This window comes from Plantibacter sp. T3 (assembly GCF_902506515.1).
Taxonomy (GTDB): Bacteria; Actinomycetota; Actinomycetes; order Actinomycetales; family Microbacteriaceae; genus Plantibacter; species Plantibacter auratus.
Genome location: NZ_LR733286.1, coordinates 1,747,415 through 1,772,770, shown reverse-complemented (window position 1 = coordinate 1,772,770; position 25,356 = coordinate 1,747,415). Strand labels below are relative to the sequence as shown.

Sequence of the window (25,356 nt, the reverse complement as noted above, 5' to 3'; positions counted from 1 at the left end):
GTGTCAGGCGGGGAACAGCGTCGAGACGATGGTCTGCGTCCAACCGGTGATGGCGACATTCGCCCAGCGGGTGGCCACCCAGGTGCCCTCACGCAGGAAATGGCGCTCACCGACGGTGTTCCCTGAGGGGTCGGCACGTTCCGTGAAACACATCGTCCCGCCGGTCTCCTCGGAACAGGTGAACCCGGCTTCGGACATCCTGGCCACCGCCGCCGCTTGGACGTCCCCCTCCACCTGGGCCACGTTCGTGAGGATGAAGACCTCACCGGCACCACTCGCCTTCGTGAGGTCACACGTGAGTCGGTCCGTCGGGGTGAGCAAGGCCACCAGGGCCTCGTCGTTCGACCCGAAACTCTCGGACAACAGCGGCTGCGACCAGGCGGGATTCAACTCGAGGAAACCGTCAGCGGTCAGTGACTCGATGTAGCCGGCGGGGAAGAGCTGCGTGCATTCGGTCGGACGCACCGGTGCAGCAGGGGTCTCAGCGGTGTCCGTCGTGGTCGGAGCAGGAGTGGAGCCGGCGGTCGCCGTCGCACTCGGTGTACGGGTCGAGTCGGCGGCGGGGGTGCCGCCCGGGCCGACGACCAGGAGCCCGATGACGACGATGAGCGCGATCGCCAGCACGCCGGCGAGCACGCTCAAGCCGATCACGACCGGATTGCGCTTCCGCTTGGGTGCCGGAGCTCCGTAGCGGCCGTCTGGCTGCACCGGGGTCGCGTCCGGCTCCAGCGGCTGGAACTGGCCGGTGGGCTGCTCGGGCTGATCACTCATCGGACCAGCATGTCGTGCAGAGGCCCGCCACACAACTCACCGATGCCTGGTTCGTTCGCCCAGGAATGGGCGAACGAACGACGGAGGGCCCGTCCCGATCGAGAAACGATCGGGACGGGCCCTCCGGGTGAGTCGTTCAGCCCTAGTTGTAGTTACCGGGGGTGAAGTCGTCGGAGCTGAAGCTGTCGAAGTCGACGAAGCTCAGGTCGGACTCGTTGAACGCGCCGTCCTCACCGAAGATGCGGTTCGGGTAACGCTCCGCCTTCGCCTCCTCGGTCGCCTCGACCGTCACGTTGCGGTAGCGCGCCAGGCCGGTACCGGCCGGGATGAGCTTACCGATGATGACGTTCTCCTTGAGGCCGACCAGCGGGTCGCTCTTGCCTTCCATGGCGGCCTGCGTGAGGACACGCGTGGTCTCCTGGAAGGAAGCGGCCGACAGCCACGACTCGGTCGCGAGGGACGCCTTGGTGATACCCATGACCTCCTGGCGAGCCGATGCGGTGCGACGACCCTCCGACACGGCCGAGCGGTTGAGCTCGGCGTAGCGCAGGCGGTCGACGAGCTCACCGGGCAGCAGGTCGGTGTCGCCGTGGTCGACGACGGTCACCTTCCGCAGCATCTGGCGCACGATGACCTCGATGTGCTTGTCGTGGATCGGGACACCCTGCGAGCGGTACACGCCCTGGACGCCACCGACGAGGTGCTTCTGGACCTCGCGGACGCCCTGCACGCGCAGGACCTCCTTGGGGTCGACCGCACCGACGTGGATCTTCTGACCGAGCTCGACGTGCTGTCCGTCCTCGACGAGGAGGACCGCACGCTTCAGCACCGGGTAGACGACCGGCTCGTCGCCGTTGTCGGGCGTCAGGATGACCTTACGAGCCTTGTCGTTCTCGTCGATCGTGATGCGACCGGCGGCCTCGGCGATCGGGGTCGCACCCTTGGGGGTACGAGCCTCGAACAGCTCCTGCACGCGGGGCAGACCCTGCGTGATGTCGTCCGCCGATGCCGAACCACCCGTGTGGAAGGTACGCATCGTCAGCTGGGTACCGGGCTCACCGATCGACTGGGCCGCGATGATGCCGACGGCCTCGCCGATGTCGACGAGCTTGCCCGTGGCGAGCGAGCGGCCGTAGCAGGCTGCACACACACCGACGGTCGACTCGCAGGTCAGGACCGAGCGCACCTTGATGTTCTCGACACCCGCGGAGACGAGCTTGTCGATGAGCACGTCACCGACGTCCTCGCCGGCCTCGGCGACGACCTCACCCTTCGGGTTGACCGCGGCAGCGGCCAGCGAACGGGCGAACACGGAGTTCTCCACGTTCGGGTCGCGCACGAGCTCACCCGAGCTGTCGGCATTCGCGATCGCGAGCTCGAGACCCTTGGTCGTGCCGCAGTCGTCTTCGCGGATGATGACATCCTGCGAGACGTCGACGAGACGACGCGTGAGGTATCCCGAGTCGGCGGTACGGAGCGCCGTGTCGGCCAGACCCTTACGAGCACCGTGGGTCGCGATGAAGTACTCCGCGACCGACAGGCCCTCACGGTAGGAGGAGATGATCGGGCGAGGGATGATCTCACCCTTCGGGTTGTTCACCAGGCCTCGCATACCCGCGATGTTGCGGATCTGCAGCCAGTTACCACGAGCACCCGACGACACCATGCGGTTGATGGTGTTGTCCGCCGGGAAGTTCGCGCGCATGGCCTCGGCGACCTTCTCGGTGGCCTCCGTCCAGATCTTGATGAGCTCCTGACGACGCTCGGCATCCGTGGTCAGACCCTTGTCGAACTGGCTCTGGACCTTGGCGGCCTGCTTCTCGTAGCCCTGCACGATCTCGCGCTTGTTCGGCGGGGTCAGGACGTCGCTGAGCGCAACGGTCACACCGGAACGCGTCGCCCAGTGGAAACCGGCGTCCTTGATGTTGTCGAGCGTGGCGGCGACGACCGTCTTCGGGTACCGCTCCGCGAGGTCGTTGACGATCGAGGACAGCTTGCCCTTGTCCGCCACGTCTTCCACGTAGGGGTAGTCCGCCGGCAGCGCCTCGTTGAAGAGTGCGCGACCGAGGGTCGTCTCGACGAGTGCGACACCCGAGCCCTCGTAGCCCTCGGGACCCGTGCCCTCGGCGAACGTCACGTCGGTCAGACGGATGCGCACCTTGGCGTTGAGGTCGAGCGAGCCCTGGTCCTTCGCGAGGATGGCCTCGGCGACGGACGAGAAGGCACGGCCCTCACCCTCGACACCCTCCTTGAGGGTGGTCAGGTGGTGGAGGCCGATGATCATGTCCTGCGTGGGCAGGGTGACCGGGCGACCGTCGGACGGCTTCAGGATGTTGTTCGACGCGAGCATCAGGATGCGCGCCTCGGCCTGGGCCTCGACGGAGAGCGGGAGGTGGACAGCCATCTGGTCGCCGTCGAAGTCCGCGTTGAACGCGGCACAGACGAGCGGGTGCAGCTGGATGGCCTTGCCCTCGACGAGCTGAGGCTCGAACGCCTGGATGCCGAGACGGTGCAGCGTTGGCGCACGGTTCAGCAGCACGGGACGCTCGCGGATGATCTCCTCCAGCACGTCCCAGACCTCGGGACGGCTGCGCTCGACCATGCGCTTCGCGGCCTTGATGTTCTGAGCGTGGCTCAGGTCGATCAGGCGCTTGATGACGAACGGCTTGAAGAGCTCCAGCGCCATCTGCTTGGGCAGACCACACTGGTGCAGCTTCAGCTGCGGGCCGACGATGATGACCGAACGGCCCGAGTAGTCGACGCGCTTGCCGAGCAGGTTCTGGCGGAATCGACCCTGCTTCCCCTTCAGCATGTCGCTGAGGGACTTCAGGGCACGGTTGCCGGTACCGGTGACGGGGCGACCACGACGACCGTTGTCGAACAGTGCGTCGACGGCCTCCTGCAGCATCCGCTTCTCGTTGTTGACGATGATCTCGGGAGCCCCGAGGTCGAGCAGACGACGCAGACGGTTGTTGCGGTTGATCACACGACGGTAGAGGTCGTTGAGGTCGGAGGTCGCGAAACGGCCACCGTCGAGCTGCACCATCGGGCGGAGCTCCGGCGGGATGACCGGGACCACGTCGAGGACCATCGCGGCCGGCGAGTTGCCGGTGATGAGGAACGAGTTGACCACGCGCAGACGCTTGATGGCGCGGATCTTCTTCTGACCCTTGCCCTCCGCGATCTGGTGGTGGAGCAGCTCGGACTCGGCCGCGAGGTCGAAGGACAGCAGGCGCTTCTTGACCGCCTCGGCACCCATGTAGGCCTCGAAGTACAGGCCGAAGCGGTCCTGCAGCTCGTGGAACACGGAGTCCTCGGGCTTGAGGTCGCCGACCTTGAGGTTGCGGAAGTCCTCCCAGACGCGCTCGAGGTGAGCGATCTGCTCGTCGTAGGACTTGCGGGTCTGGCTCATCTCCTTCTCGGCGGCGTCCTTGGTGCGACGCTTCTGCTCGCTCTTGGCGCCTTCCTCCTCGAGGGCGACGAGGTCGTCCTCGAGCTTCTTCAGGCGGTCTGCGATGCGCGAGTCGCGCTGGTCGCCGAGCGTCTTGATCTCGAGACGGAGCTCGTTCTCAAGGCCGGGCATGTCCTGGTGACGTGCGTCCTCGTCCACATCGATGACCATGTAGGCCGCGAAGTAGATGACCTTCTCGAGGTCCTTGGGCGCCATGTCCAGCAGGTAGCCGAGGCGCGAGGGGACACCCTTGAAGTACCAGATGTGCGTGACCGGGGCGGCGAGTTCGATGTGGCCCATGCGCTCACGGCGCACCGACGACTTCGTGACCTCGACACCGCAGCGCTCGCACACGATGCCCTTGAAGCGGACCCGCTTGTACTTGCCGCAGGCGCACTCCCAGTCGCGGGAAGGACCGAAGATCTGCTCACCGAACAGACCGTCCTTCTCGGGCTTGAGGGTGCGGTAGTTGATGGTCTCGGGCTTCTTGACCTCTCCGTGCGACCAGGCACGGATGTCGTCTGCGGTGGCCAGACCAATGCGAAGCTCGTCAAAAGTTGTGACGTCGAGCAATGTATCTCCTATGAAAGGTTTCGTCAGTCTCTACAGTGGTCAGGCTTAGATCTCGTCGATGGACGACGACTCGAACCTGGAGGAAATGTTGATCCCGAGCTCCTCGGCGGCGCGGAACGCGTCGTCGTCGGTGTCGCGCAGGCTCACCGCGGTGCCGTCGGCCGAGAGGACCTCGACGTTCAAGCACAGCGACTGCATCTCCTTGATGAGCACCTTGAAGCTCTCGGGGATACCCGGCTCCTGGATGTTCTCGCCCTTGACGATGGCCTCGTACACCTTGACGCGGCCGAGGATGTCGTCGGACTTGATGGTCAGGAGCTCCTGGAGCGCGTACGCGGCTCCATAGGCCTCGAGGGCCCAGACCTCCATCTCACCGAAGCGCTGTCCACCGAACTGAGCCTTACCACCGAGCGGCTGCTGCGTGATCATCGAGTACGGACCCGTCGAACGCGCGTGGATCTTGTCGTCCACGAGGTGGTGCAGCTTGAGGATGTACATGTAGCCGACCGAGACCGGCGCCGGGAACGGCTCGCCGGAGCGGCCGTCGAACAGACGGGCCTTTCCGGAGGAACCGATGAGGCGGTCGCCGTCGCGGGTGACGTTGGTCGAGTCGAGCAGACCGGCGATCTCCTCCTCGGAGGCGCCGTCGAACACCGGGGTCGCGACCTTGGTGTTCGGCTCGGCCGAGTGCGCGGCAGCCGGGAGCTTCTTGGCCCAGCTGGGCTTGCCCTCGACGTTCCAGCCCTGCTTCGCGATCCACCCCAGGTGGATCTCGAGGACCTGACCGAAGTTCATTCGACCGGGGATACCGAGCGGGTTGAGGATGACGTCGACCGGCGTGCCGTCCTCGAGGAACGGCATGTCCTCGACGGGCAGGATCTTCGCGATGACACCCTTGTTGCCGTGACGGCCGGCGAGCTTGTCGCCCTCGGTGATCTTGCGCTTCTGGGCGATGTAGACGACCACACGCTGGTTGACGCCCGAGCCGAGCTCGTCGTCGCCGTCCTGTGCGTCGAACACCTTGACGGCGATGATCGTGCCGGCTTCACCGTGGGGAACCTTCAGCGAGGTGTCGCGGACTTCGCGGCTCTTCTCGTTGAAGATGGCGCGGAGCAGGCGCTCCTCGGCGGAGAGCTCGGTCTCACCCTTCGGCGTGACCTTGCCGACGAGGATGTCGCCGGGGCGGACCTCGGCACCGATGCGGATGATGCCGCGCTCGTCGAGGTCCTTGAGCAGCTCCGGGCTGACGTTCGGGAGATCACGGGTGATCTCCTCCTTGCCGAGCTTGGTGTCGCGGGCGTCGACCTCGTACTCCTCGATGTGGATCGAGGAGAGGACGTCGTCCTTCACCAGGTTCTGGCTGAGGATGATCGCGTCCTCGAAGTTGTGACCCTCCCACGTCATGAAGGCGACGAGGAGGTTCTTGCCGAGCGCGAGCTCGCCGTTCTCCGTGGCGGGGCCGTCGGCGATGACCTCGCCGGCCTCGATGCGTGCACCCTCGGAGACGATGACGCGGTTGTTGTAGCTCGTGCCCTGGTTGGAGCGGTCGAACTTGCGCAGGTAGTAGGTCTGCGTGCCACCCTCGTCGAGCTGGATGGTGACGGACTCTGCCGATACCTCCTGGACGACGCCGGCCTTGTCGGCGGTGACGACGTCACCCGCGTCGATGGCTGCGTAGCCCTCCATACCGGTACCGACGAGCGGCGAGTCCGACATGAGGAGCGGGACGGCCTGACGCTGCATGTTGGCACCCATGAGTGCGCGGTTCGCGTCGTCGTGCTCGAGGAACGGGATGAGGGAGGTCGCGACCGACACCATCTGGCGCGGGGAGACGTCCATGTAGCCGATCTCCTCGGACGGGATGAGGTCGACCTCGCCGCCCTTCTTCCGGGCGAGGACGCGGTCCTCCTGGAAGTGGCCGTCGCTCTTCAGCGGAGCGTTGGCCTGCGCGACGATGTAGTTGTCCTCTTCCATCGCGGTCAGGTAGTCGATGTCCTCGGTGACCCGGCCGTCGACGACGCGACGGTACGGGGTCTCGATGAAACCGAACGAGTTGATCCGCGCGAACGATGCGAGCGAACCGATCAGGCCGATGTTCGGGCCTTCCGGGGTCTCGATCGGGCACATGCGGCCGTAGTGCGACGGGTGGACGTCTCGCACCTCGACGCCTGCACGCTCACGCGACAGACCACCGGGGCCGAGCGCCGAAAGGCGACGCTTGTGGGTCAGACCCGCGAGCGGGTTGTTCTGGTCCATGAACTGCGACAGCTGCGAGGTCCCGAAGAACTCCTTGATCGCGGCGACGACGGGGCGCACGTTGATCAGGGTCTGCGGCGTGATCGCCTCGATGTCCTGCGTGGTCATGCGCTCGCGGACGACGCGCTCCATGCGGGACAGACCGGTGCGGACCTGGTTCTGGATGAGCTCGCCGACGGCGCGGATGCGACGGTTGCCGAAGTTGTCGATGTCGTCCGTGTCGAGACGGAGGTCGACGGGCTTGCCGTTGCGGACACCCGGGAGGGTGGCCGTGCCGCGGTGCAGGGCGACGAGGTACTTGATCGTGGCGACGATGTCGTCGGTCGTCAGGACGGAGTCGCTGAGCGGCTTGTCGAGACCGAGCTTGTTGTTGATCTTGTACCGGCCGACCTTCGCGAGGTCGTAGCGCTTCGAGTTGAAGTAGAAGTTGTCGAGGAGCGCACGTGCGGCCTCGGCTGCGACCTGCTCGCCCGGACGGAGCTTGCGGTAGATGTCGCGGAGCGCGTCCTCCTTGGTGAGGATCGTGTCCTTCTCGAGGGTGAGCTCGATCGACTCGTAGCCCTTGAACTCCTCGAGGATCTCCTCGCTCGTCATGCCGAGCGCCTTGAGGAACACGGTGACGGACTGCTTGCGCTTGCGGTCGATGCGGACGCCGACCTGGTCGCGCTTGTCGATCTCGAACTCGAGCCAGGCACCGCGGCTCGGGATGACGCGAGCGGAGAAGATGTCCTTGTCGGAGGTCTTCTCCTGAGCCGACTCGAAGTACACGCCCGGGCTGCGGACGAGCTGCGAGACGACGACACGCTCGGTGCCGTTGATGATGAAGGTACCGCGCTCGGTCATGAGCGGGAAGTCGCCCATGAAGACCGTCTGGGTCTTGATCTCACCGGTGAGGTGGTTCATGAACTCGGCCTCGACGTAGAGCGGGGCCGCGTAGGTCTTGCCGCGTTCCTTGCACTCGTCGATGGAGTACTTCTCGGGCTCGAGGTACGGGTTGGCGAAGGAGAGCTGCATCGTCTCGCCGAGGTCCTCGATGGGCGAGATCTCCTCGAAGATCTCGTCGAGGCCGCTCTTCGTGGGCAGGTCCTGTCGGCCGGCCTGGGTGGCTTCTTCGACGCGTGCCTTCCACACGTCGTTGCCGACCAGCCAGTCGAAGCTCTCGGTCTGCAGAGCCAGGAGGTCTGGAACCGTGAGCGTGTCGGTGATCTTCGCGAACGAGAGGCGGGATGCTCCGCGGCCGTTCTTGGGTGAGTTGGTGGTTGCGTTGCGCGCAGCAGCCAAGGGGATAACCTCCGGAGGCCTGTTGGGGGCCGAGTTACTGGTCGTCAGTGGAGTTACTCACCAGAAAGGAACATGTGGCGGGTTGGACCCGCACACCAGCCGACCGCAATATGAAGGCATAGAGATTCTGGGAGCGCAAAGAACAACTATATGCCGGAATCTGCGGCGTGTCTACTCTTTCCTTGACGAGTTTTCGACTTTCCGGTATAACCGCCGCGTCGCCCCCGGTGTTCCCGTCAACCCGCGCCGAACCGCAGGCGCTGACCGGGCCGGAGTTGCGCCAGGAGGTCGCGGTCCGCGGCGCGCACGACCGCGATGACCGGATACCCGCCGGTGACGGGGTGGTCGGCCGACAGGATCGTCGGCAGACCGCTCGGCGGCACCTGGACCGCCCCGGCGACCATGCCCTCACTCGGCAGTTCACGACCGGGATCGAGTCGCTCGAGCGGCGTCCCGTCGAGGCGGATCCCGATGCGGTCGGCGTCGGCCGTCACGCTCCACGACTGCTCGACGAGACGCTGCAGGGAGGCGGCGTCGAACCAGTCCCGGCGGGGTCCCGGCGAGACCCGTATGAGCCGCTCCCCGGGGTCGGGCCGCGTCCAGGGGGCGATGTCGAGCGGAGGGATGCGGCGGCGCGGGGTGGGGAGGACGACGAGTCGATCGCCGCCGACGACCGGTGCCGGGCCGAGGCCGGCCAGGGTGTCGGTCGACCGCGAGCCGAGCAGTTCCGGACCGTCGAAGCCGCCCCGGACCGCGAGGACGTACCGCAGCCCGTGCGTCGCCGCACCGAGTTCGAGCCGGGAACCGGCCGCCACGCGGACGGCGTGGTGTCCGTCGACCGCTCGGCCGTCGACGGTGATCGCACCCCACGCGCCGGTCACGGCGATCCAGAGGTCGACGTCGGGGACGGCGACGAACGGGCCCAGGACGACCTCGAGCGCCGCACGGCCCTCCGGGTTGCCGACGAGACGGTTGGCGAGGCGCAGGGCACCGCGGTCGAGCGCGCCGGACGGGCTGACCCCGAGGGCCGCAGCACCCGGTCGACCCAGGTCCTGCACGGTGGTCGCCGGTCCAGCAGCCTCCACGAGCAGCGTCCCGCCCATCACGCGGGGACCTGTGCGAACCGAACCCGACCGCCGGGGACGAGGAGGGCTGGTGGATCCACTGCGTCGTCCCACAGCACGGCGTCGGTCGTCCCGATGATGCGCCACCCGCCTGGGGAGGCTCGCGGGTAGACGCCGCTGAACGTCCCGGCGAGCGCCACGGAACCGGCGGGGACGGTCGTCCGGGGCACGCTCAGGCGCGGGATCTCGAGCGGCGGGCCGATCGTCTCGTCCTCCCGCTCCGGCTCGAGGTAGGCGAACCCCGGCGCGAAGCCGCTGAAGGCGACGGTCCATGCGTGAGCGGTGTGCCAGGCGATGAGACCGTCGGCGTCCATGCCGAGCAGCGCCGCGGTCTCGGCGAGGTCCTGGCCGTCGTAGCGGACGTGGATGACGGTGTCCGACCGTCTCCCCGCCTCGTCGACAGCGCCGGTCGAGCCTCCCACGCCGGGTGCGAGCGCCCGTTCCGCGGTGGCGAGCAACCATGCTCCCACCGCGGCGAGCGCCGGGCCCCGCACGTCCGTCACGGCGAGCACGGTCCGGGCGGCCGGGACGAGGTCGACCAGCCCCGCCGGGCGCGAGGCGGCCAGGGCCCGGTGCACGAGCAGGACGTCCTCGAGCGATGCGAGTTCGAGGAGTACGGCCTCCTCCCCCATCGCTCGGAGCACGGGTCCGGTGGAGGTGTCCGCGGTCACCACGGCGCGACCAGTTCGACGCCGGCGTCCAGCAGGGCGGCCCTGACCGCCGTGGCGAGCGACACGGCCCCCGGGGTGTCGCCGTGCACGCAGAGCGAGACCGCGTCGAGTTCGACGTCGGCACCGTCGACGCTGCTGATGCGTCGGTCGAGGGCAAGGGAGACGGCCCGGCGGACCGCCGCCGTCTCATCGGTCAGCAGCGCCCCGGGCGCGTCGCGCGGGACGAGCGAACCGTCGGAGCGGTAGCCGCGGTCGACGAAGGCCTCCGCGACGAAGCGGAGTCCGGCGGCGAGGAGCTCCTGTTCGATCACGGAGCCGGGCATCCCGAGGACGGGAAGTGGTCGCCCGAGCTCCTCGGAGGCCGTGACCACCGCCCTGACGACCGCCCGCGCCTGGACCCGGTCGTGCGCGATCCGGTTGTAGAGGGCACCGTGCGGCTTCACGTAGGCGAGCCGCGCGCCGACCCCGTCGGCCTCGCCGACCTCGTCGACCGCTCGCTGCAGGGCGCAGAGCTGCTCCAGGACCTCGGCCTCGAGCACCTCGGCCGGAACGTCCTGGTCGCGGCGCCCGAAGCCCGCCTCATCCCGGTAGGACGGATGGGCGCCCAGCGACACCCCGTGGGCCGTCGAGCGGCGGACGGCGTCGCGCATGGACGCGTCGTCCCCGGCGTGGAAGCCGCAAGCGACGTTCGCGCTCGTGATCAGGGCGAACATGGCGTCGTCGTCGGCGGTCGGCACACCGCGCCAGACCTCGCCGAGGTCGCTGTTGAGGTCCACCTGCGCCACGGCCGCACCCCTTCCGCTCCGCCTCCCGCCACTGCGGGAAAGTCTAGGGTGGGGGTATGGACGAGGCACAGGTACGACTCGGCGTCAGCGGATACCTGGCCAGGATCGAGGCCGACCGCTTCGTGCCGGGCACCTATCAGCTGGTGGTCGACGGCACGCCGCAGTCGCACGTCAACCTCGATCAGCCCGAGGAGCTCTTCTTCGAGTACATCCAGCGGATCGGTCACATCGTCGACGAGATCGCCGACCCCGGTCAGCCGATCACGGCGGTGCACCTCGGTGCCGGCGCGCTCACCCTCCCCCGCTACGTGGAGGCGACGAGGCCGGGCTCGCGGCAGCAGGTCGTCGAACTCGAGCGCGAACTGATCGATCTCGTGCGCGAGCACCTCCCCTGGTCGAAGCGCGCCCAGATCCGCGTCCGATACGGCGACGCCCGCGAGATCGTCGCGAAGCTGCCGCCAGGCCTGCGGGGCACCGTCGACCTCGTCGTCGTCGACATCTTCAGCGGCGCCAACACGCCGGCCCATGTCACGAGCACGGAGTTCTACGCCTCAGCGGTCGAGCTGCTGTCGCCGACCGGCGTCATCGTCGTGAACGTCGCCGACGGCCGCGGACTCGCGTTCGCCCGCGGACAGGCCGCGACGCTCGCCGACTCCGTGTCACACGTCGCCGCCCTCGCGGAGACGCAGATCCTCAAAGGCCGCCGCTTCGGCAACGTCGTCCTCGTCGGTTCGAACACCGCCCTCCCACTCGACTTCCTGCCGAGGCTCCTCGCGGCCGGACCCCACCCCGCCAAGGCGGTGGCTGGCGCCGAGCTGCGCGCCTTCATCGCGGGGGCACAGGTCGTCACGGACACGACCGCCGTCCCCTCCCCGAACCCCGCCCAGGGCATCTTCCAGACGAAGGGCTGACCATGGCCACCACGCAGACGCCGCGACGACGGGGCCTGCGTGCGCCCGCCTCGCTCACCATCCTGCTCGCCGCCACCGCCCTGGCGCTCGTGGCGTGCACCGACGGGGAGCCACGATCACCGGGTACGGCCTCCCTCTCGCCCTCCCCCGCGCCGAGCGTGTCCGCGTCGACGCCTACATCCGCGATTCCAACCGGACCGGTCGCCCCGACCGGTGAGGCCACCACGGTCGTCGGCGGCCTCGACGCGCCCTGGTCGATGGTCCGACTCGCCTCGGGCAGCACGCTGGTGAGCCAGCGCGACGCGGGCGACGTCCTCGAGGTCGTCAGCGGCGGCGCGGTGCGGCAGGTCGGCGTGGTCCCCGGGGTGGCCGCGGGAGGCGAGGGCGGGCTGCTCGGCCTCGCCGTCCTCACGCCGGCGGGATCGGAGCCCGCGGGAACCTGGCTCTACGCCTACCTGACGACCTCGTCCGACAACCGCATCGTGCGGTTCCCGCTCACGGGAGCGGCCGGGTCGTACGCGCTCGGCGGCGTCGAGGAGGTCCTCGTCGGCATCCCCCGAGCCGGGAACCACAACGGCGGACGCATCGCGTTCGGACCGGACGGCATGCTCTACGCCACCGCGGGTGACGCCGGTGACCGCAGCCTGGCTCAGGACGTGGACAGCCTCGGCGGGAAGATCCTGCGGCTCACACCCGACGGCGCGGTGCCGGGCGACAACCCCTTCCCGGGGTCGCCCGTCTTCTCCCTCGGCCATCGCAACCCGCAGGGCATCGCGTGGGATCGCGACGGCGGCCTGTGGGCGAGCGAGTTCGGGCAGAACACCTGGGACGAGCTCAACCGGATCACCCCCGGTGGCAACTACGGCTGGCCGGTCGCCGAGGGCGTCGCCGGAGCCCAGGGCATGATCGACCCGGTCGCGCAGTGGGCCACGGAGGACGCGAGCCCGAGCGGTCTCGCGATCGTCGACGACACGATCTTCATGGCCTCGCTCCGCGGCGAGCGCCTGTACGGCATCACCGACGGCGTGCACGTCCCGGCGGGGAGCAGCGTGCTCGTGGGCGTGATCGACGCGGTGCCCTACCTCGTCGGCGAGTTCGGACGGATCCGCGACGTCGTGGCCGGCCCGCCGGGGACCGCCTGGATCCTCACGAACAACACCGACGGCCGCGGTTCGCCCGGAACCGAGGACGACCGGATCGTCGAACTCCCCCTCACCCCGCTCGCGGCCCGCTGAGGACTCACCGCCACACCTGTGGGTCATCCCGCTCCTGCGGTCCGGTGTCGGTCGCCGGGAGTACCATCCAGGCATGGCAGAACTCAGTCGGGTCACGGCGTGGGCACAGGCGCTCATCGTGCTGCACCTCGACCCGACGGTCTGGACCTTCGGCTTCGACAACGCCAAGCGACGCGCCGGCCTGTGCAACTTCACGACGAAGCGGATCACCGTCTCGCGCTATCTCGCGGCACGCTACGACGACGACGAGATCCACCAGATCCTGCTCCACGAGGTCGCGCACGCCCTCGCCGGGGCGCGCGCCGGGCACGGACCCAAGTGGCGCAAGGTCGCCGAGGAGATCGGCTACGAGGGCTCGCGGCTCCACGAGGGCCAGACGGCCGACGAACTCGCCCCGTGGGTCGGCACCTGCCCCTCGGGCCATGTCCTCTACCGGCACCGGCGCCCGAGCCGGGCGACCTCCTGCGGCAAGTGCTCGCGCTCGTGGGACGAACGCTTCCTCCTCAGCTGGGTGCACCGGGAGGTCACGCCGGCCATGCGGCGTCGGGCGGCCGCGTTCGACGGCTCCACCCCGCCCGAGCCGGGCATCGGGTCATGACCGGCGGCGCGATTCCCACCGACAGCTGGATCGCGCTCCTGCGCGGCGTCAACGTCGGCGGCGTCACGATCCGCTCCGCCGACCTCGCCGAGGTGTTCCGATCGGCCGGGTTCACGGAAGTCCGCACCGTCCTCGCAAGCGGCAACGTCGTCTTCGACGACCCAGAGCACCAGCCTCGCGAGACCGCGGACGATGCACGCGGTGCGCTGAAACGGCGCATCGAGCGGTCGCTCGCGGAGGCCTTCGGATACGAGGCGTGGATCGTGCTCACGCATCAGCGCGCACTCGCCGACGTCATCGAGGCCTATCCCTGGCCGGAGGCCGAGCAGGTCCAGCCGTACGTCATGTTCTCCTCCGAGCAGGCCTCACTCGACGCCCTGCTCGCGTTCTCGGCGGCAGCCGGGGAGCAGCCCGACCGCGTCGCATCCGGCGACGGCGTCCTCTACTGGGAGGTCCCGAAGGGGTCGAGCACCGGCACCGCCTTCGCGAAGGAGTCCTCGAAGGCCCGGTTCAAGCCGCACGTCACCACGCGCAACCTGCGGACGCTGCGCAAGCTCCTCTGAGCAGGCTGTTCCGCGGCACCGGCGCAAGCCCCCGCGAGGTGCTCCACGGTGGCGTACGCTGAATTGATCAGCTAGCTGCACAATTCTGGAGGCATGCGTCATGACCGGCACCGATTCACCCACCACCGCGGACCGCGTCCGGCAGATCGCCGTCGCCGTCAGCGCGGTCCTCGCGATCATCGGCTCCTACATCGGGTCGGGAGCCGCCGGGGGGACGCAGGTCCAGAACGCGGCGAACGGCGCGTTGAGCGCCTCGTCGACACCGATCGCACCGGACGGGCCCGCGTTCTCCATCTGGAGCGTCATCTACCTCGGGCTCGTCGCCTATGCGGTCTGGCAGTTCCTGCCCTCGCAGACGACCCGTGAGCGCCACCGTCGTCTCGGCTACTGGGTCGTGGCGAGCCTGCTGCTGAACGCGGCGTGGATCCTCGTGGTGCAGGCGGGCTTCCTGATCCTGAGCGTGTTCGTGATCATCGCCCTCCTCGGTGTCCTGGCCCGCATCTTCGTGATCGTGCTCCGGACCAAGCCGTCCAGCGTGGTCGACGCGATCATCACGGACGGCACGATGGGCCTCTACCTCGGGTGGGTGTGTGTCGCGACGGCGGCGAACATCACCGCTGCGCTCGTCGGATCCGGGATCGGGAGCGCGGACGGTCCGGCCGCCGGTGTCTGGGCGATCATCGTCCTCGCGGTCGCCGGAGCGGTCGGGATCCTGCTCGCGGTCGTCGGCCGCGGACGGATCGCCCCCATGCTGTCGCTCTGCTGGGGGCTCGCGTGGGTGGCCGTGGGCCGCTTCACCGGCGAACTGCTCTCGACCGAAGCCGGGATCGCGGCACTGATCGTCGCGGTCGTGGTGGCCGTCGTCACCGTGGTCGTCCGCGTCTCGCGGGGACGCGACCGAGCAGCGCTCGTCGGCGCCTGACGCTCCGCACGCTCGACGGCCGCGGCGCTACTCGCCGGTGCGGCCGTCGAGCTGTTCGCGGAGGACGTCGATATGTCCAAGATGCCGGGCCGTCTCCTCGATCATGTGGAGCTCGATCCACCGCAGCGTGAACCGCTGGTCGTTGCCGAGGCAGACATCGTCGAGCTGATACCGCGACGCCACCTCGCGGGACTCCGCACAGGCCGCCTCGTAGTCCGCGATGATCTCGGCCAGGCTGTCGTCGGCCGTCACGCGCCATTCGCCGTCGGGGTCCTCGTCGGTCCACCGCGCCGGGACGTCCGACTGCCCGTCCATGTCCTCGCGGAACCAGCTGCGCTCGACATCGGCGAGGTGTCGGATGACGCCCGAGACGGTCGTGATGCTCGGCAACAGTCGCTTGGCCGCGAGCTCGTCGGTGAGTCCGCGTGCCTTCCAGACGATGCTGGCGCGCTGCAGATCGAGGAAACCCTCGATCGTCTCGCGCTCGCCACCGCGCTCAGGCGGCTGCGGGCGGTCGCCCCAGTCGGCCATCAGTCGACGACCTCGACCTCGTTCCCGAAGGCGACGTAGCCGGAGAAGTCCTTGCCGACGCGGTCGAACGCGGTCGGATACGGGGTCGGGTACGACCAGGCCACATCGGGCTTGACCTCGCCGCCGTCGGTGATGCCCCAGTATTGGGCGTCGCCCTTCCACGGGCAGTGGTACTGGGTGTCGGTCTCGACGAAGCGCTCGCGGTTGAGGCTCGACGGCGGGAAGTACCAGTTGCCCTCGATCTTGATGAGCTCCGATTCGGGGGCTTCGGCGAGGACGGTGGTTCCGAGGAGTGCGCGCATGCGCCGAGACTACGCCCGGAACACGGCTCCGTCCAGGACCGGGACGACGCTTGACACGTCGACCTCGCGTGCCGCCTGGACGTGCTGTGTGGCACCCGCCTGCGCGAGCTGCTGGGCGGTGGCGGACGCGGACAGCAGGTGCCCGACGCCGTTGCGCAGGCCCTCGTACGCGGCGGCAGCGGCGGCGGCCTCCGGTGAGGTGAAGTCGATACCGCGGAGTCCCAGCGCCTCGATCACGGCACCGGCCCCGAAGAGGTCCTCGACGGCGAACCGGGTCTCGGCCGTGTCGTCGAGTTCACCGACCGCGATGACGACGATGCTCGTACGCCGTCCGAGCTCGGCCTGCTTCGCGATGATCCAGTCCGCGACCGCCGACCGGTTGCGCAGGCACCCGGCGACGACCGTCGCCCCCGCGTCGGCGAGCAGCGTGGCGATCTGCGCCGTCTCACCGCGGTCGTCCAACTCCGCGACGGCGACGGCCTCCCCGTCGCTCACGCGCTGCTCGACGGAGGTCGTCGCGTGGAGGACGTCCACGACGACCGCGACGTCCGCCGTCTCGACCCGCCCGGCTCCTGCGACGCCCCAGTCGAACCTGACCTGGTACTTGGTCTGGGCGAACGGCGGGTGGACGGGCGGCGGTGTGGCGGATGCGGTACTCACCCGTTCATCGTATCCAGGCGCACCAACCCACCCCACGAGTGTTGCGTCCCAAGACCTCCGTGGGGGTGGTCGCCAGCGCGGTGCGCTGACGCGAGCGCGGGTCATCGGACGTGAGCGCGGGCCTCCGGAGGGGCGCGCTCACGCGCCAGACCCGCGGTGACGTCAGCGCACCGCGCTGGCGCAAGGGCAGGGGGGGTCAGCGGGAGGCGTCGTCGGGGTGGGGCGGGCGCATCTCGTTGCGGATGAGCTCGAAGTCGTGACGACTGAGTTCGAGGAACCCCCGGCGGAGCTGGACACCCCAGTTCCGGGTGAAGCTCGTGAAGTCGAGGAGCGCGAGCATCGGACGGATGGGCGCCTCGACCGCGTCCGGGTACCAGTCGACACTCCGCCGCCAGGGCCGCCAATCGGCACCGTCCGGTCGCGGCACGGCCGCCTGGTAGACGGTGTCGTCGGAGACCCGCCCGATCGCGGTGAACGCCTTGAGCGGCTCGCCGTCCGGGGTGCTGACCCGCGGCGAGTAGTACACGAAGCCGTCGGACTCGCGCATCTGGTCGAGACCGCCGCGCTGCCCGTGGTTGATCTGCACGAAGCCGTGACGGACGCCGAGGACGACGTGATCCCGCTGGATCACGCCCAGCCAGTACCGGATCGCCATAGGCACAGTCTTCCCTACCGGCGCACCCCCTGCAGCCGCCGAGCCGCACATGCGACACTGAGGCATGCGCGTGATGCTGAAACTCGTCCTGGACTGTGATGTCGACGTCGCCTGGCGGGCACTCCGCTCCCCGGCCGTCCTGCGGGAGCTCTACAGCCCCGTCATGGGACTCGAGGCGCTCGACGACGACGGGTTCCCGACCATCTGGGAGCCAGGGGCGCACCGCGTCCGAGTGAAGGCCGCCGGCGCGATCCCGGTCGGCGACCAGATCATCGACCTCGAGTTCATCGAACGTCGCGACGGCACCCGCATCCTCCACGACCAGGGAGACCCGGTCAGCGGGCCGCTCAGCAAGCTCGCCGGGTGGGACCACCAGATGGCGGTCGCCCGCGACAAGCACGACCCGACGAAGACCCTGTACCGCGACCGACTCGTGATCACCGGCGCGATCGCCCCGCTCTACTGGTACCCGCTGTGGGCGACGTGGCAGTGGCGCGGTGCCCGCATCAAGGCGCTCGCGCCGAGCTGGGCCTACGACCCGCCGCTCCCCGGCGACGAGGAGGACGACGAGGTCGGCGCGACGGTCGAGGGCGCCATCTGACGCCTCGCCGTCCGGAGGCCCGGCCAGCCGTGCGTCAGCGCTGAGCCGCCTCGCCCCAGTGCGTCGACTCACCCGCGGGTGCGACCCTGCGCGGGACACCGGTGGCCGACGACCGCAGCACCTCGGGCAGGAACCGGTCCGGCATGTTCTGGAACGCGACCGGCCGCAGGAAGCGGGTGATCGCGGCCGTCCCCACCGAGGTGCTCGAGTCGTTCGTCGTCGCCGGCCACGGTCCGCCGTGCTGCATGGCGGGCGTGACGGCGACCCCGGTGGGCCAACCGCCGAACAGCACCCGGCCGGCGTGCGCCGAGAGCTGCTGGACGAGCTCCACGAGGTCGTCGCTCGTCTCGTCGGCACCGGCGTGCAGGGTGGCCGTCAGGTTGCCCTCGCAGAACTCCGGCACGAGGGGCGCGAACGCCGTACCGGCCGGGACCTCGACGAGGATCGACAACGGACCGAAGGCCTCGTCGAGCAGGGCGTCCCGACCGGCCCGCAGCGCGTCGAGCGAGACCGCGACGATCGTCGGGGTCGCCCAGCCGTCGCCGTCCTCGTCGACCCGCAGCGAACCCTCGGCGATGACCCGCACGCCGTCGGTGCCGAGGATGGTGTCTCGCCTCGCCTCGTACCCGGCCGTGATGCGGTCGTTCAGGAGTCGGTGCTCGGGAACCGCGGCAGCAGCCTCACGGATCGACTCGTCGAGCCCCGCGCCGTCCGGCAGGTAGACGAAGCCGGGCTTCGTGCACAGCTGACCCGCCGAGCCCGCGACACTCGTGACGAATCCGGTCGCGATGGCCGTCGCGGACTCGTCGAGGGCGGGCTGCGTCACGAACACGGGGTTGACGCTGCCGAGCTCGCCGAAGAACGGGATCGGAACGGGGCGGGCCGCCGCGAGGTCCGCGAGGATCCGGCCGGCCCGGAGGGAGCCCGTGAAGGAACCGGCCCGGACACGCTCGTCCTGCAGGGCGACGACGCCGGCCTCCTGGCCGATGATCGTCTGGAAAACGCCGTCAGGAGCCCCGGACGCCCGCAGCGCGGCCTCGACGATGGCCGCCGTCGCGAGCGAGAGCCGCGGGTGCCCGTCGTGCACCTTGAGGATCACCGGGCATCCGGCCGCGAGGATCGACGCGGTGTCGCCACCGGCGACGGAGAAGGCGAACGGGAAGTTGCTCGCTGCGAAGTTCACGACCGGGCCGAGCGGCACGAGGACGCGGCGGAGTTCCGGGCGTGCGCCGAGTGCGAAGTCCGGGTCGGCCTCGTCGATCCGGACATCGAGGTAGGAGCCGTCGACGATCGTCTCCGCGAAGAGCCGCAGTTGCACGGCGGTGCGACGGAGCTCGCCGCGGAGCCGCGCCTCGGCGAGCCCCGTCTCGACCATGCCGACCGGGACGAGCTCGTCCGCGTGGGCCTGCAGGGCGTCGGCGACGGCGACGAGCGCTCGCGCACGGGCGTCCGCCGGCGTCGCGGCCCACGCGGGTGCCGCCGCGGCGGCTCCCCGGAGGACCTCCTCGAGCTGCTCGGGGGTGGTATCGGCGATGGTGGCGTCGGGGGCTGGCGTGGTCGTCATGTGATCCTCCGGGATCGTGGTGCGGTTCAGAACTGGAAGCCGGTCGGGAACGGATCGGCGGGGTCGAGGAGGTAGGAGCCGATTCCGGTGACCCAGGCCCGACCGGAGATGGTCGGGATGACGGCCGGCCGGCCCGCCACCGTCGTCTCGGCGATCAGCCGACCGGTGAACCGGCTGCCGATGAAGGACTCGTTGACGAAGTCCTGGTCGAGCGGCAGCTCACCGCGGGCCCAGAGCTCGGCCATGCGCGCCGAGGTGCCGGTGCCACATGGCGAGCGGTCGAACCACCCCGGGAAGATGGCCATGGCATGCCGGGACAGCACGGCGTCGGATCCCGGCGCGATGAACTCCACGTGGTGGCAGTGGTCGAGCCCGGCGATCTCGGGGTGCACGGGCGGCGCCTGCTCGTTGATCGCCGCCATGATCCGCAGGCCCGCGTCGAGGATGTCCTGCTGGCGGTCGCGGTCGAAGGGCAGGCCGACGTCGTCGAGGTCGACCATCGCGTAGAAGTTGCCGCCGAACGCGAGGCTGTAGGGCACGGTGCCGAGGCCGGGCACCTCGATCGTGGCGTCGAGGCGGTCGACGTAGCTCGGGACGTTCTCGATCGTCACGCGGTCGGCGTGCCCGTCACTGACGTCGACCCGCGCGATCACCAGTCCGGCGGGGGTGTCGAGCCGGATCGTCGTGACCGGCTCGACCACCTCCACCATGCCGGTCTCCAGGAGGACCGTCGCGACCCCGATGGTGCCGTGCCCGCACATCGGTAGGCAGCCGGACACCTCGATGTACACGACGCCCCAGTCGCAGTCCGCGCGCGTGGACGGCTGCAGGATCGCCCCGCTCATCGCCGCGTGACCGCGAGGCTCGTTCATGAGGAAGAGCCGCAGGTCGTCGAGGTGCTCCATGAAGTGCAGGCGCTTCTCGTTCATGGTCGCGCCGGGGATCACGCCGACCCCGCCGGTGACGACGCGGGTCGGCATGCCCTCGGTGTGCGAGTCGACCGCACTGATCATGCGGGAGGACTTCATGGTGTGCCTCTCAGGACTGGTGGTCGTGGTCGGGGTGTCGCGTTGGCCGTCAGGCTCAGCGTGCCGCGAGGTAGTCGAGCGCGCGACGCGTCTGCGTCGTGACCTGCTCCGTCTGGAGCGCGTTCAGCGGACCGCGCGGCGGACGCGTCGGACCACCGTAGCTCTCGCCGGCGATGTCGATCGACAGCTTGATGGCCTGGACGAACTCCGTCTTCGAGTCCCACCCGAAGACGGGCACGAGCTCGCGGTAGAGGGTGCGGGCCTCGTCGACGCGACCGGAGGTGACGAGCGTGTACAGCTCGACGGCCTCGCGCGGGAAGGCGTTCGGGTAGCCGGCGAACCAGCCGACCGCGCCGGCGACGAGGGACTCGAAGAGGAGGTCGTCCGCCCCCGCGATGACGTCGAGGTCGGTCTTGTCCTGGATCTCGAGCACCCGACGGATGTCGGCCGAGAACTCCTTCACGGCGACGACGTGCTCGAGCTTGGCGAGCTCGACGAGCAGGTCGGGCGTGAGGTCGACCTTGGTGTCGATGGGATTGTTGTAGGCCATGATCGGCAGGCCGACCTCGTCCACGCGGCTGTAGTGCTCGATGACCTCGTCGTCGTTCGCCCGGTAGATGGTGGGTGGCAGGAGCAGGACGCCGTCCGCGCCGTCCTCCTTCGCGTACTCGGCCCACTGCTGGGCCTGGTGCCAGCCGACGCCGTGCACCCCGGCGACGACGAGGCCGCGGTCGCCGACGGTGTCGACCGCGACCTGGATGACCTTGCGACGCTCGGCGTCCGTCAGCGACGAGTACTCGCCGAGCGAGCCGTTCGGGCCGACGCCGCGGCAACCGTTCTCGATGAGCCAGTTGCAGTGCTCGGCGAAGCGGTCGTAGTCGACGGCGAGGCCTGCGGGCGCCGAGGCGTCCTCCTTGAACGCGAGGGTGGTCGCGACGATGACGCCGCCGAGGTCGAACTGCTTGGCCATGGGTGGTTCCTTTCCGAGGGAGTGGTGCGGAGACCGGTCGGTCATCCTGGGTGCTCGGCCGTCGGGGTCGACGGCGGTTCGTGGGAAGGGTGTCCCGGTGCCTGCGCGGCGAGTTCGCCGATGCGCAGCGGGGAGACGATGGGCCGGCGGTCGCTCGAGACGCCGTCGATGAGGCCGCTGCCACCGGATTCGGAGGCGACGCGGTGGAGGAGCTCCTCGACGGTGCGACCGCACATGCGGCCCTGGCAGATCCCGAGCCCGGCACGCGTGCTGAGTTTGAGCGAGCGCAGGCCGGTCGCGCAGGTGGCGGTCGCCGTCGCTCGCAGGGAGCCGTAGTCGACCTCCTCGCAGCGGCAGATGGTGGTGTCGTCGTCGAGCCAGTCGCTCCAGCCGGCGCGGATGCCGTGGGCACGTTCGAGCCGGTCGGCGAAGGCGAGGAACGTGTCGCGTCGGCTCACGGCGGCGCGGATCCCGGAGGCACCGGGGAGGCCGCCGGCCGCAGCGTGTCCCGCGATCGCGCCTTCGGCGAGCGCGGCGTCGACGCCCCCGATCCCGGTGATCTCCCCCGCCGCGAAGACGGTCGGGACGCTCGTGCGCTGCTCGGCGTCGACCTGGACGAACCGGGCTTCGGTGAGCGCGCAGCCGACCGCAACGGGCAGTTCGAGCCGCGGAGTGAACCCGTGACTGACGCACACGGCGTCCGCTTCGACCGTGCGCTCGGTCCCGGGGATCGGCGACCAGTCGGCGTCGACGGCGGCGATGGTCACGCGCTCGACCCGGTCGGTGCCGTGCGCGGCGACCACGGCGTGACCGACGCGGTACGGGATCCGGTGGCGGAGGTGGCCGCCGACGTAGCCGAGCAGTTCACCGGCCTTCCCGGTCACGCCGAGCAGCTGCCAGGGCTTGGGGAGCCAGCCCCTCGCGAGGCCGCCGACGGTCGTGGCCTCGTAGACCCCGAGCACGCGTGATCCGGTCGCGGTCAAGGAAGCGGCCACCGGCAACAGGAACGGTCCGGCACCGGCCACGACCACCCGCTGACCGACGGTGACCCGCTCGCCCTTCGCGAGCGCCTGGGCGGCACCGGCCGAGAAGACGCCGGGGAGGTCCCAGCCGGGGAACGGCAGCGTGCGGTCGTGCGCGCCGGTCGCGAGGACGAGCGCGTCCGGCCGGAGGGTGAGGGGCGCGCGGTCGGTGCCGTCCGGCGGTCCGACGAGGACGTGCAGGCGCAGGCCGGTCGCACCGGAGGTGTCGTCGGACCCGTGGTCGGCGGCGGCGCGGTCGACGTCGATCGCCCACACCTGCGCCTCGGTGATCACCGTGCAGGCGTCGTCTGCGTCGAGCGCCGCGCGCATGGAGACGAAGCGCTCGAACCCGTGGTGCAGCGAGGCCTCTGCTTCCGACGGCCGGCTGGCCGGCAGGTGCCGCCAGTACTGACCGCCGAGCTCGTCCGAGGCGTCGAGCAGCGTGACGGCGGCGCCGAGCGCCCGGGCGGCGAGCGCGGCCTGGAGGCCGGCTGGCCCTGCGCCGACGACGACGACCTCGCGCTGCCGGGCGCTCATGTCCGGTCCCCGAACGGGTCGTTCTCCGTCGTGGGTTCCGGGAGGGCGTCGTGCTGTGTCTCGATGCGGTCGCCGTCCGCGGCGCGACGCTGGCAGGCACGGACGTCCCGCTGGCCGTTCACCGTGACGATGCAGTCGAAGCAGACCCCGATGCCGCAGAAGACGCCGCGTGGGTTCCCGGATCCGCTGGTGCGGCGCCAGGCGAGGACGCCGGAGCCCAACAGGACGCCGGCGATCGTCTGGCCGCGGAGTCCGTCGACGGGCGTCCCGTCGAGGTCGATGCGCAGCGCGTCCTCCGTGCCGGGCAGGATCCGGTCGTTCGTCGCGGGCAGTCGTCTCGAGACCATCAGGCCACCTCCGCCGGCCGGTCGACGCGCAGGTGCGGGGCGAGGCCCGGGCGGTCGAGTTGGAACGGGGCGTCGTCGAGGTCGGCCGATCCGCCGAGCATGCGGGCGGCGATGAGCTCGGCCGTCGCGAGCGCCAGTCCGATGCCGGCGCCCTCGTGGCCCGTCGCGTGCCACAGGCCGTCGACGCGGTGGTCGGGGCCGATGACCGGGAGGTGGTCGGGCATGTACGGCCGGAAGCCGCCGTAGCTGCGCATGACCGAGGCGTCGCGGAGGAACGGGAAGAGGCGCAGCGACTTCGCCGCGACCTCGCGGAGCACGTCGACGTCGAGGCGCGCGTCGAACCCGATCTGCTGCCGGCTCGAACCGATGAGGACCGTGCCCGCGGCGGTGGACTCGACGACGCTCGACGTCTGGAGCGAGGCGTCGCTCGACTGCGTGGCCCCGAAGTAGTCGCCGTCGTAGACCTTGTGGTGCACGCGGTGCGGCATGCGGGTGGTGACGAGCACCATGCCGCGACGGGGACGGACCGGGACGGGCGCCCCGAGCAGGTCGCCGAGCTCGGCCGACCACGGTCCGGCGCAGACGAGGACCGCGTCGCCCGAGACGTCGCCGACGGATGTCCGGACACCCGTGAGGCGTCCGGTCGCGCTCCGAACGCCGCCCGTCACGGTGACGCCGGTGCGCACGACCGCGCCCGCCCGCCGAGCCGAGGCGAGCAGGGCCTCCGTGGCGATGACGGGCTGGACCTGTGCGTCCTCGGGATAGTGGACGGCCGCCGTGGACGAGCGGGTGATCGACGGCTCCGCCGCGAGCAGCTCGTCCTCGGTGAGGGGGCTGGCGTCGACACCGGCCGCGCGCTGGGCGGCAGCGAAGTCGAGCAGGGGCTGCGCGCCGGCCTCGGTGGTGGCGACCACGATACCGCCCTTGCGCTCGAACTCGATGCTCGGGAAGGTCGGTCCCAGTTCGGCGCTGAGTTCGGCGGTGACGACGGGCCAGAGGCGTGAGGCGTACCGCGCGAGGTCGAGTTCGGGGCCGGGCCCCTTGTCGGAGACGAGGAGGTTCCCCTCCCCCGAGCCGCTCGTGCCGCCGGCGGCCGCCGAACGGTCGAGCACGACGACCTCGGCACCGCGTCGGGCGAGGATCCGCGCGCAGGCCGCGCCGACGATGCCGGCGCCGACGACGACGATGCGGGTCACGGGCGGTCCTCTCGGTCGGTGCGGGGAAGGGCTCTCAGTAATGTGTCACACATTCACTGAACAGGCAAGCGTGCACGATCGCGGATCCTGGTCGAGGTCCGCGCACGCACGCCAGGGGCTACTCGGCGTCGGATTCGGGCTTGCCGGCCCACCAGCCGGTGGTGTGCCCGATGTGTCGGTGCATGAGCTCGCGAGCGGCGACCCCGTCACCCCGCTCGAGGGCGTCGAGGAGCTCGTGGTGCTCCACGGCCGAGCGGTCGAGCTGCTGCGAGTCGAGCATGGCGGCCAGCCCCACGAGCCGGGTGCGCCCGCGGAGGTCCGCGACGAGCTCGACGAGCAGCGGGTTGCCGAGCTTCGCCGTGAGTGCGAGGTGGAACGCCTGGTCGGCTTCGAGGTACCGGGTCAGATCGCCGTCCCGGGCACCGGCCACGATGTCGTCAGCCTGTTGCCGGAGCTCGGGGAGCGACCCGTGGTCGAAGACCTCGGCCAGGTCCGCCATCGCGGGCGGCTCGAGGAGCTGACGGATCTGCGCCGTGTTGCGGAGCGAGGCCTCGCTCACGACGGTGACGCGGAACCCCTTGTTCCGGACCGCCTCCACGAAGTCGCGCTTCTCGAGGTCGAGCATCGCTTCGCGGACCGGGGTCGCCGAGACGTTGAACTGCACCGCCAGCGTCGGTACCGAGATCATCGTCCCCGGAGCGAGCTCGCCCGAGATGATCGCCGCGGACACCGCCCGCTCCACCTGTGCGCGCAGGCTCAGCCGTTCCTCGGCCGGTCGGATCGCCGACATGCTCATCGCGAC

23 protein-coding genes are annotated in these 25,356 nt (G+C 69.9%); 6 read left to right on the top strand and 17 right to left on the bottom strand.

The window, feature by feature from the left end; translation table 11 throughout:
• Window positions 1-3 precede the first annotated feature (3 nt).
• The 6 genes from GV015_RS08525 to GV015_RS08500 form a co-directional block, all read right to left on the bottom strand.
• The gene (locus GV015_RS08525) at window positions 4-771 is read right to left on the bottom strand and encodes a hypothetical protein (RefSeq protein WP_159877920.1); all 768 of its coding nucleotides are present in this window, start codon (window positions 769-771) and stop codon (window positions 4-6) included.
• Window positions 772-913: 142 nt separating this feature from the next.
• Complete coding sequence (locus GV015_RS08520; RefSeq protein WP_079705238.1) at window positions 914-4,795, bottom strand: DNA-directed RNA polymerase subunit beta'; 3,882 nt, start codon at window positions 4,793-4,795, stop codon at window positions 914-916.
• Between the two features lie 45 nt (window positions 4,796-4,840).
• The gene (gene rpoB, locus GV015_RS08515; RefSeq protein WP_079705237.1) at window positions 4,841-8,332 is read right to left on the bottom strand and encodes a DNA-directed RNA polymerase subunit beta; all 3,492 of its coding nucleotides are present in this window, start codon (window positions 8,330-8,332) and stop codon (window positions 4,841-4,843) included.
• Window positions 8,333-8,568: 236 nt separating this feature from the next.
• Window positions 8,569-9,435, bottom strand: a complete 867-nt coding sequence (locus tag GV015_RS08510) for a biotin-dependent carboxyltransferase family protein (protein ID WP_159877918.1) — start codon at window positions 9,433-9,435, stop codon at window positions 8,569-8,571.
• Entirely contained in the window at window positions 9,435-10,127 is a 693-nt protein-coding gene (locus tag GV015_RS08505; RefSeq protein WP_236555380.1) for an allophanate hydrolase subunit 1, read from the bottom strand. Before GV015_RS08505 ends, GV015_RS08510 begins: the two co-directional genes overlap by 1 nt.
• Complete coding sequence (locus GV015_RS08500) at window positions 10,124-10,912, bottom strand: LamB/YcsF family protein (protein ID WP_159877916.1); 789 nt, start codon at window positions 10,910-10,912, stop codon at window positions 10,124-10,126. The genes GV015_RS08505 and GV015_RS08500 overlap by 4 nt, the downstream gene beginning before the upstream one ends.
• A 56-nt stretch (window positions 10,913-10,968) precedes the next feature.
• On the opposite strand from GV015_RS08500, the gene GV015_RS08495 reads away from it, so the two are divergent.
• The 5 genes from GV015_RS08495 to GV015_RS08475 all read left to right on the top strand — a co-directional run bounded on the left by GV015_RS08495 (window position 10,969) and on the right by GV015_RS08475 (window position 15,141).
• Complete coding sequence (locus GV015_RS08495) at window positions 10,969-11,823, top strand: spermidine synthase (protein ID WP_159877914.1); 855 nt, start codon at window positions 10,969-10,971, stop codon at window positions 11,821-11,823.
• A 2-nt stretch (window positions 11,824-11,825) separates the two neighbouring features.
• On the top strand, window positions 11,826-13,058 hold the full coding sequence (locus GV015_RS08490) for a sorbosone dehydrogenase family protein (protein WP_159877912.1): 1,233 nt from the start codon (window positions 11,826-11,828) through the stop codon (window positions 13,056-13,058).
• A gap of 73 nt (window positions 13,059-13,131) precedes the next feature.
• A complete protein-coding gene (locus GV015_RS08485; RefSeq protein WP_064296385.1) occupies window positions 13,132-13,656 on the top strand; it encodes a SprT-like domain-containing protein in 525 nt (174 codons plus the stop codon).
• A complete protein-coding gene (locus tag GV015_RS08480; RefSeq protein WP_201299378.1) occupies window positions 13,653-14,219 on the top strand; it encodes a DUF1697 domain-containing protein in 567 nt (188 codons plus the stop codon). Before GV015_RS08485 ends, GV015_RS08480 begins: the two co-directional genes overlap by 4 nt.
• 100 nt (window positions 14,220-14,319) lie before the next feature.
• Window positions 14,320-15,141, top strand: a complete 822-nt coding sequence (locus tag GV015_RS08475) for a TspO/MBR family protein (RefSeq protein WP_159877910.1) — start codon at window positions 14,320-14,322, stop codon at window positions 15,139-15,141.
• A 27-nt stretch (window positions 15,142-15,168) separates the two neighbouring features.
• On the opposite strand, the gene GV015_RS08470 is transcribed toward GV015_RS08475, so the two are convergent.
• The 4 genes from GV015_RS08470 to GV015_RS08455 all read right to left on the bottom strand — a co-directional run bounded on the left by GV015_RS08470 (window position 15,169) and on the right by GV015_RS08455 (window position 17,289).
• Window positions 15,169-15,672, bottom strand: a complete 504-nt coding sequence (locus GV015_RS08470) for a DinB family protein (RefSeq protein ID WP_159877908.1) — start codon at window positions 15,670-15,672, stop codon at window positions 15,169-15,171.
• Window positions 15,672-15,974 carry a DUF427 domain-containing protein gene (locus tag GV015_RS08465; protein ID WP_124768789.1) on the bottom strand — a complete coding sequence of 101 codons (303 nt, stop codon included), beginning with the start codon at window positions 15,972-15,974 and terminating at the stop codon, window positions 15,672-15,674. The genes GV015_RS08470 and GV015_RS08465 overlap by 1 nt, the downstream gene beginning before the upstream one ends.
• Window positions 15,975-15,983: 9 nt before the next feature.
• Window positions 15,984-16,634 carry a 2-phosphosulfolactate phosphatase gene (locus GV015_RS08460; protein ID WP_236555378.1) on the bottom strand — a complete coding sequence of 217 codons (651 nt, stop codon included), beginning with the start codon at window positions 16,632-16,634 and terminating at the stop codon, window positions 15,984-15,986.
• Window positions 16,635-16,830: 196 nt separating this feature from the next.
• Entirely contained in the window at window positions 16,831-17,289 is a 459-nt protein-coding gene (locus GV015_RS08455) for an EVE domain-containing protein (protein ID WP_159877904.1), read from the bottom strand.
• A gap of 73 nt (window positions 17,290-17,362) precedes the next feature.
• Between GV015_RS08455 and GV015_RS08450 the strand changes: the two genes are divergently transcribed.
• A complete protein-coding gene (locus tag GV015_RS08450; RefSeq protein WP_236555376.1) occupies window positions 17,363-17,890 on the top strand; it encodes a hypothetical protein in 528 nt (175 codons plus the stop codon).
• Window positions 17,891-17,924: 34 nt separating this feature from the next.
• Here the strand turns inward: GV015_RS08450 and GV015_RS08445 are convergent, their stop codons facing one another.
• The 7 genes from GV015_RS08445 to GV015_RS08415 form a co-directional block, all read right to left on the bottom strand.
• Window positions 17,925-19,454 (bottom strand): aldehyde dehydrogenase (NADP(+)), encoded by a 1,530-nt coding sequence (locus tag GV015_RS08445; RefSeq protein ID WP_159877900.1) that lies wholly within the window; start codon window positions 19,452-19,454, stop codon window positions 17,925-17,927.
• 26 nt (window positions 19,455-19,480) lie between these two features.
• Window positions 19,481-20,482: a proline racemase family protein gene (locus tag GV015_RS08440; protein WP_159877898.1), complete on the bottom strand. Its 1,002-nt coding sequence runs from the start codon at window positions 20,480-20,482 to the stop codon at window positions 19,481-19,483.
• Window positions 20,483-20,537: 55 nt separating this feature from the next.
• The gene (locus tag GV015_RS08435) at window positions 20,538-21,452 is read right to left on the bottom strand and encodes a dihydrodipicolinate synthase family protein (RefSeq protein WP_064294275.1); all 915 of its coding nucleotides are present in this window, start codon (window positions 21,450-21,452) and stop codon (window positions 20,538-20,540) included.
• A 41-nt stretch (window positions 21,453-21,493) separates the two neighbouring features.
• The gene (locus tag GV015_RS08430) at window positions 21,494-23,011 is read right to left on the bottom strand and encodes an FAD-dependent oxidoreductase (RefSeq protein WP_159877896.1); all 1,518 of its coding nucleotides are present in this window, start codon (window positions 23,009-23,011) and stop codon (window positions 21,494-21,496) included.
• The gene (locus GV015_RS08425) at window positions 23,008-23,358 is read right to left on the bottom strand and encodes a (2Fe-2S)-binding protein (protein ID WP_159877894.1); all 351 of its coding nucleotides are present in this window, start codon (window positions 23,356-23,358) and stop codon (window positions 23,008-23,010) included. Before GV015_RS08425 ends, GV015_RS08430 begins: the two co-directional genes overlap by 4 nt.
• Window positions 23,358-24,554 carry an FAD-binding oxidoreductase gene (locus tag GV015_RS08420; RefSeq protein ID WP_159877892.1) on the bottom strand — a complete coding sequence of 399 codons (1,197 nt, stop codon included), beginning with the start codon at window positions 24,552-24,554 and terminating at the stop codon, window positions 23,358-23,360. Before GV015_RS08420 ends, GV015_RS08425 begins: the two co-directional genes overlap by 1 nt.
• A gap of 118 nt (window positions 24,555-24,672) precedes the next feature.
• Window positions 24,673-25,350, bottom strand: coding sequence for a GntR family transcriptional regulator (locus tag GV015_RS08415; RefSeq protein WP_064294279.1), 678 nt, complete (start codon window positions 25,348-25,350; stop codon window positions 24,673-24,675).
• Window positions 25,351-25,356 lie beyond the last annotated feature (6 nt).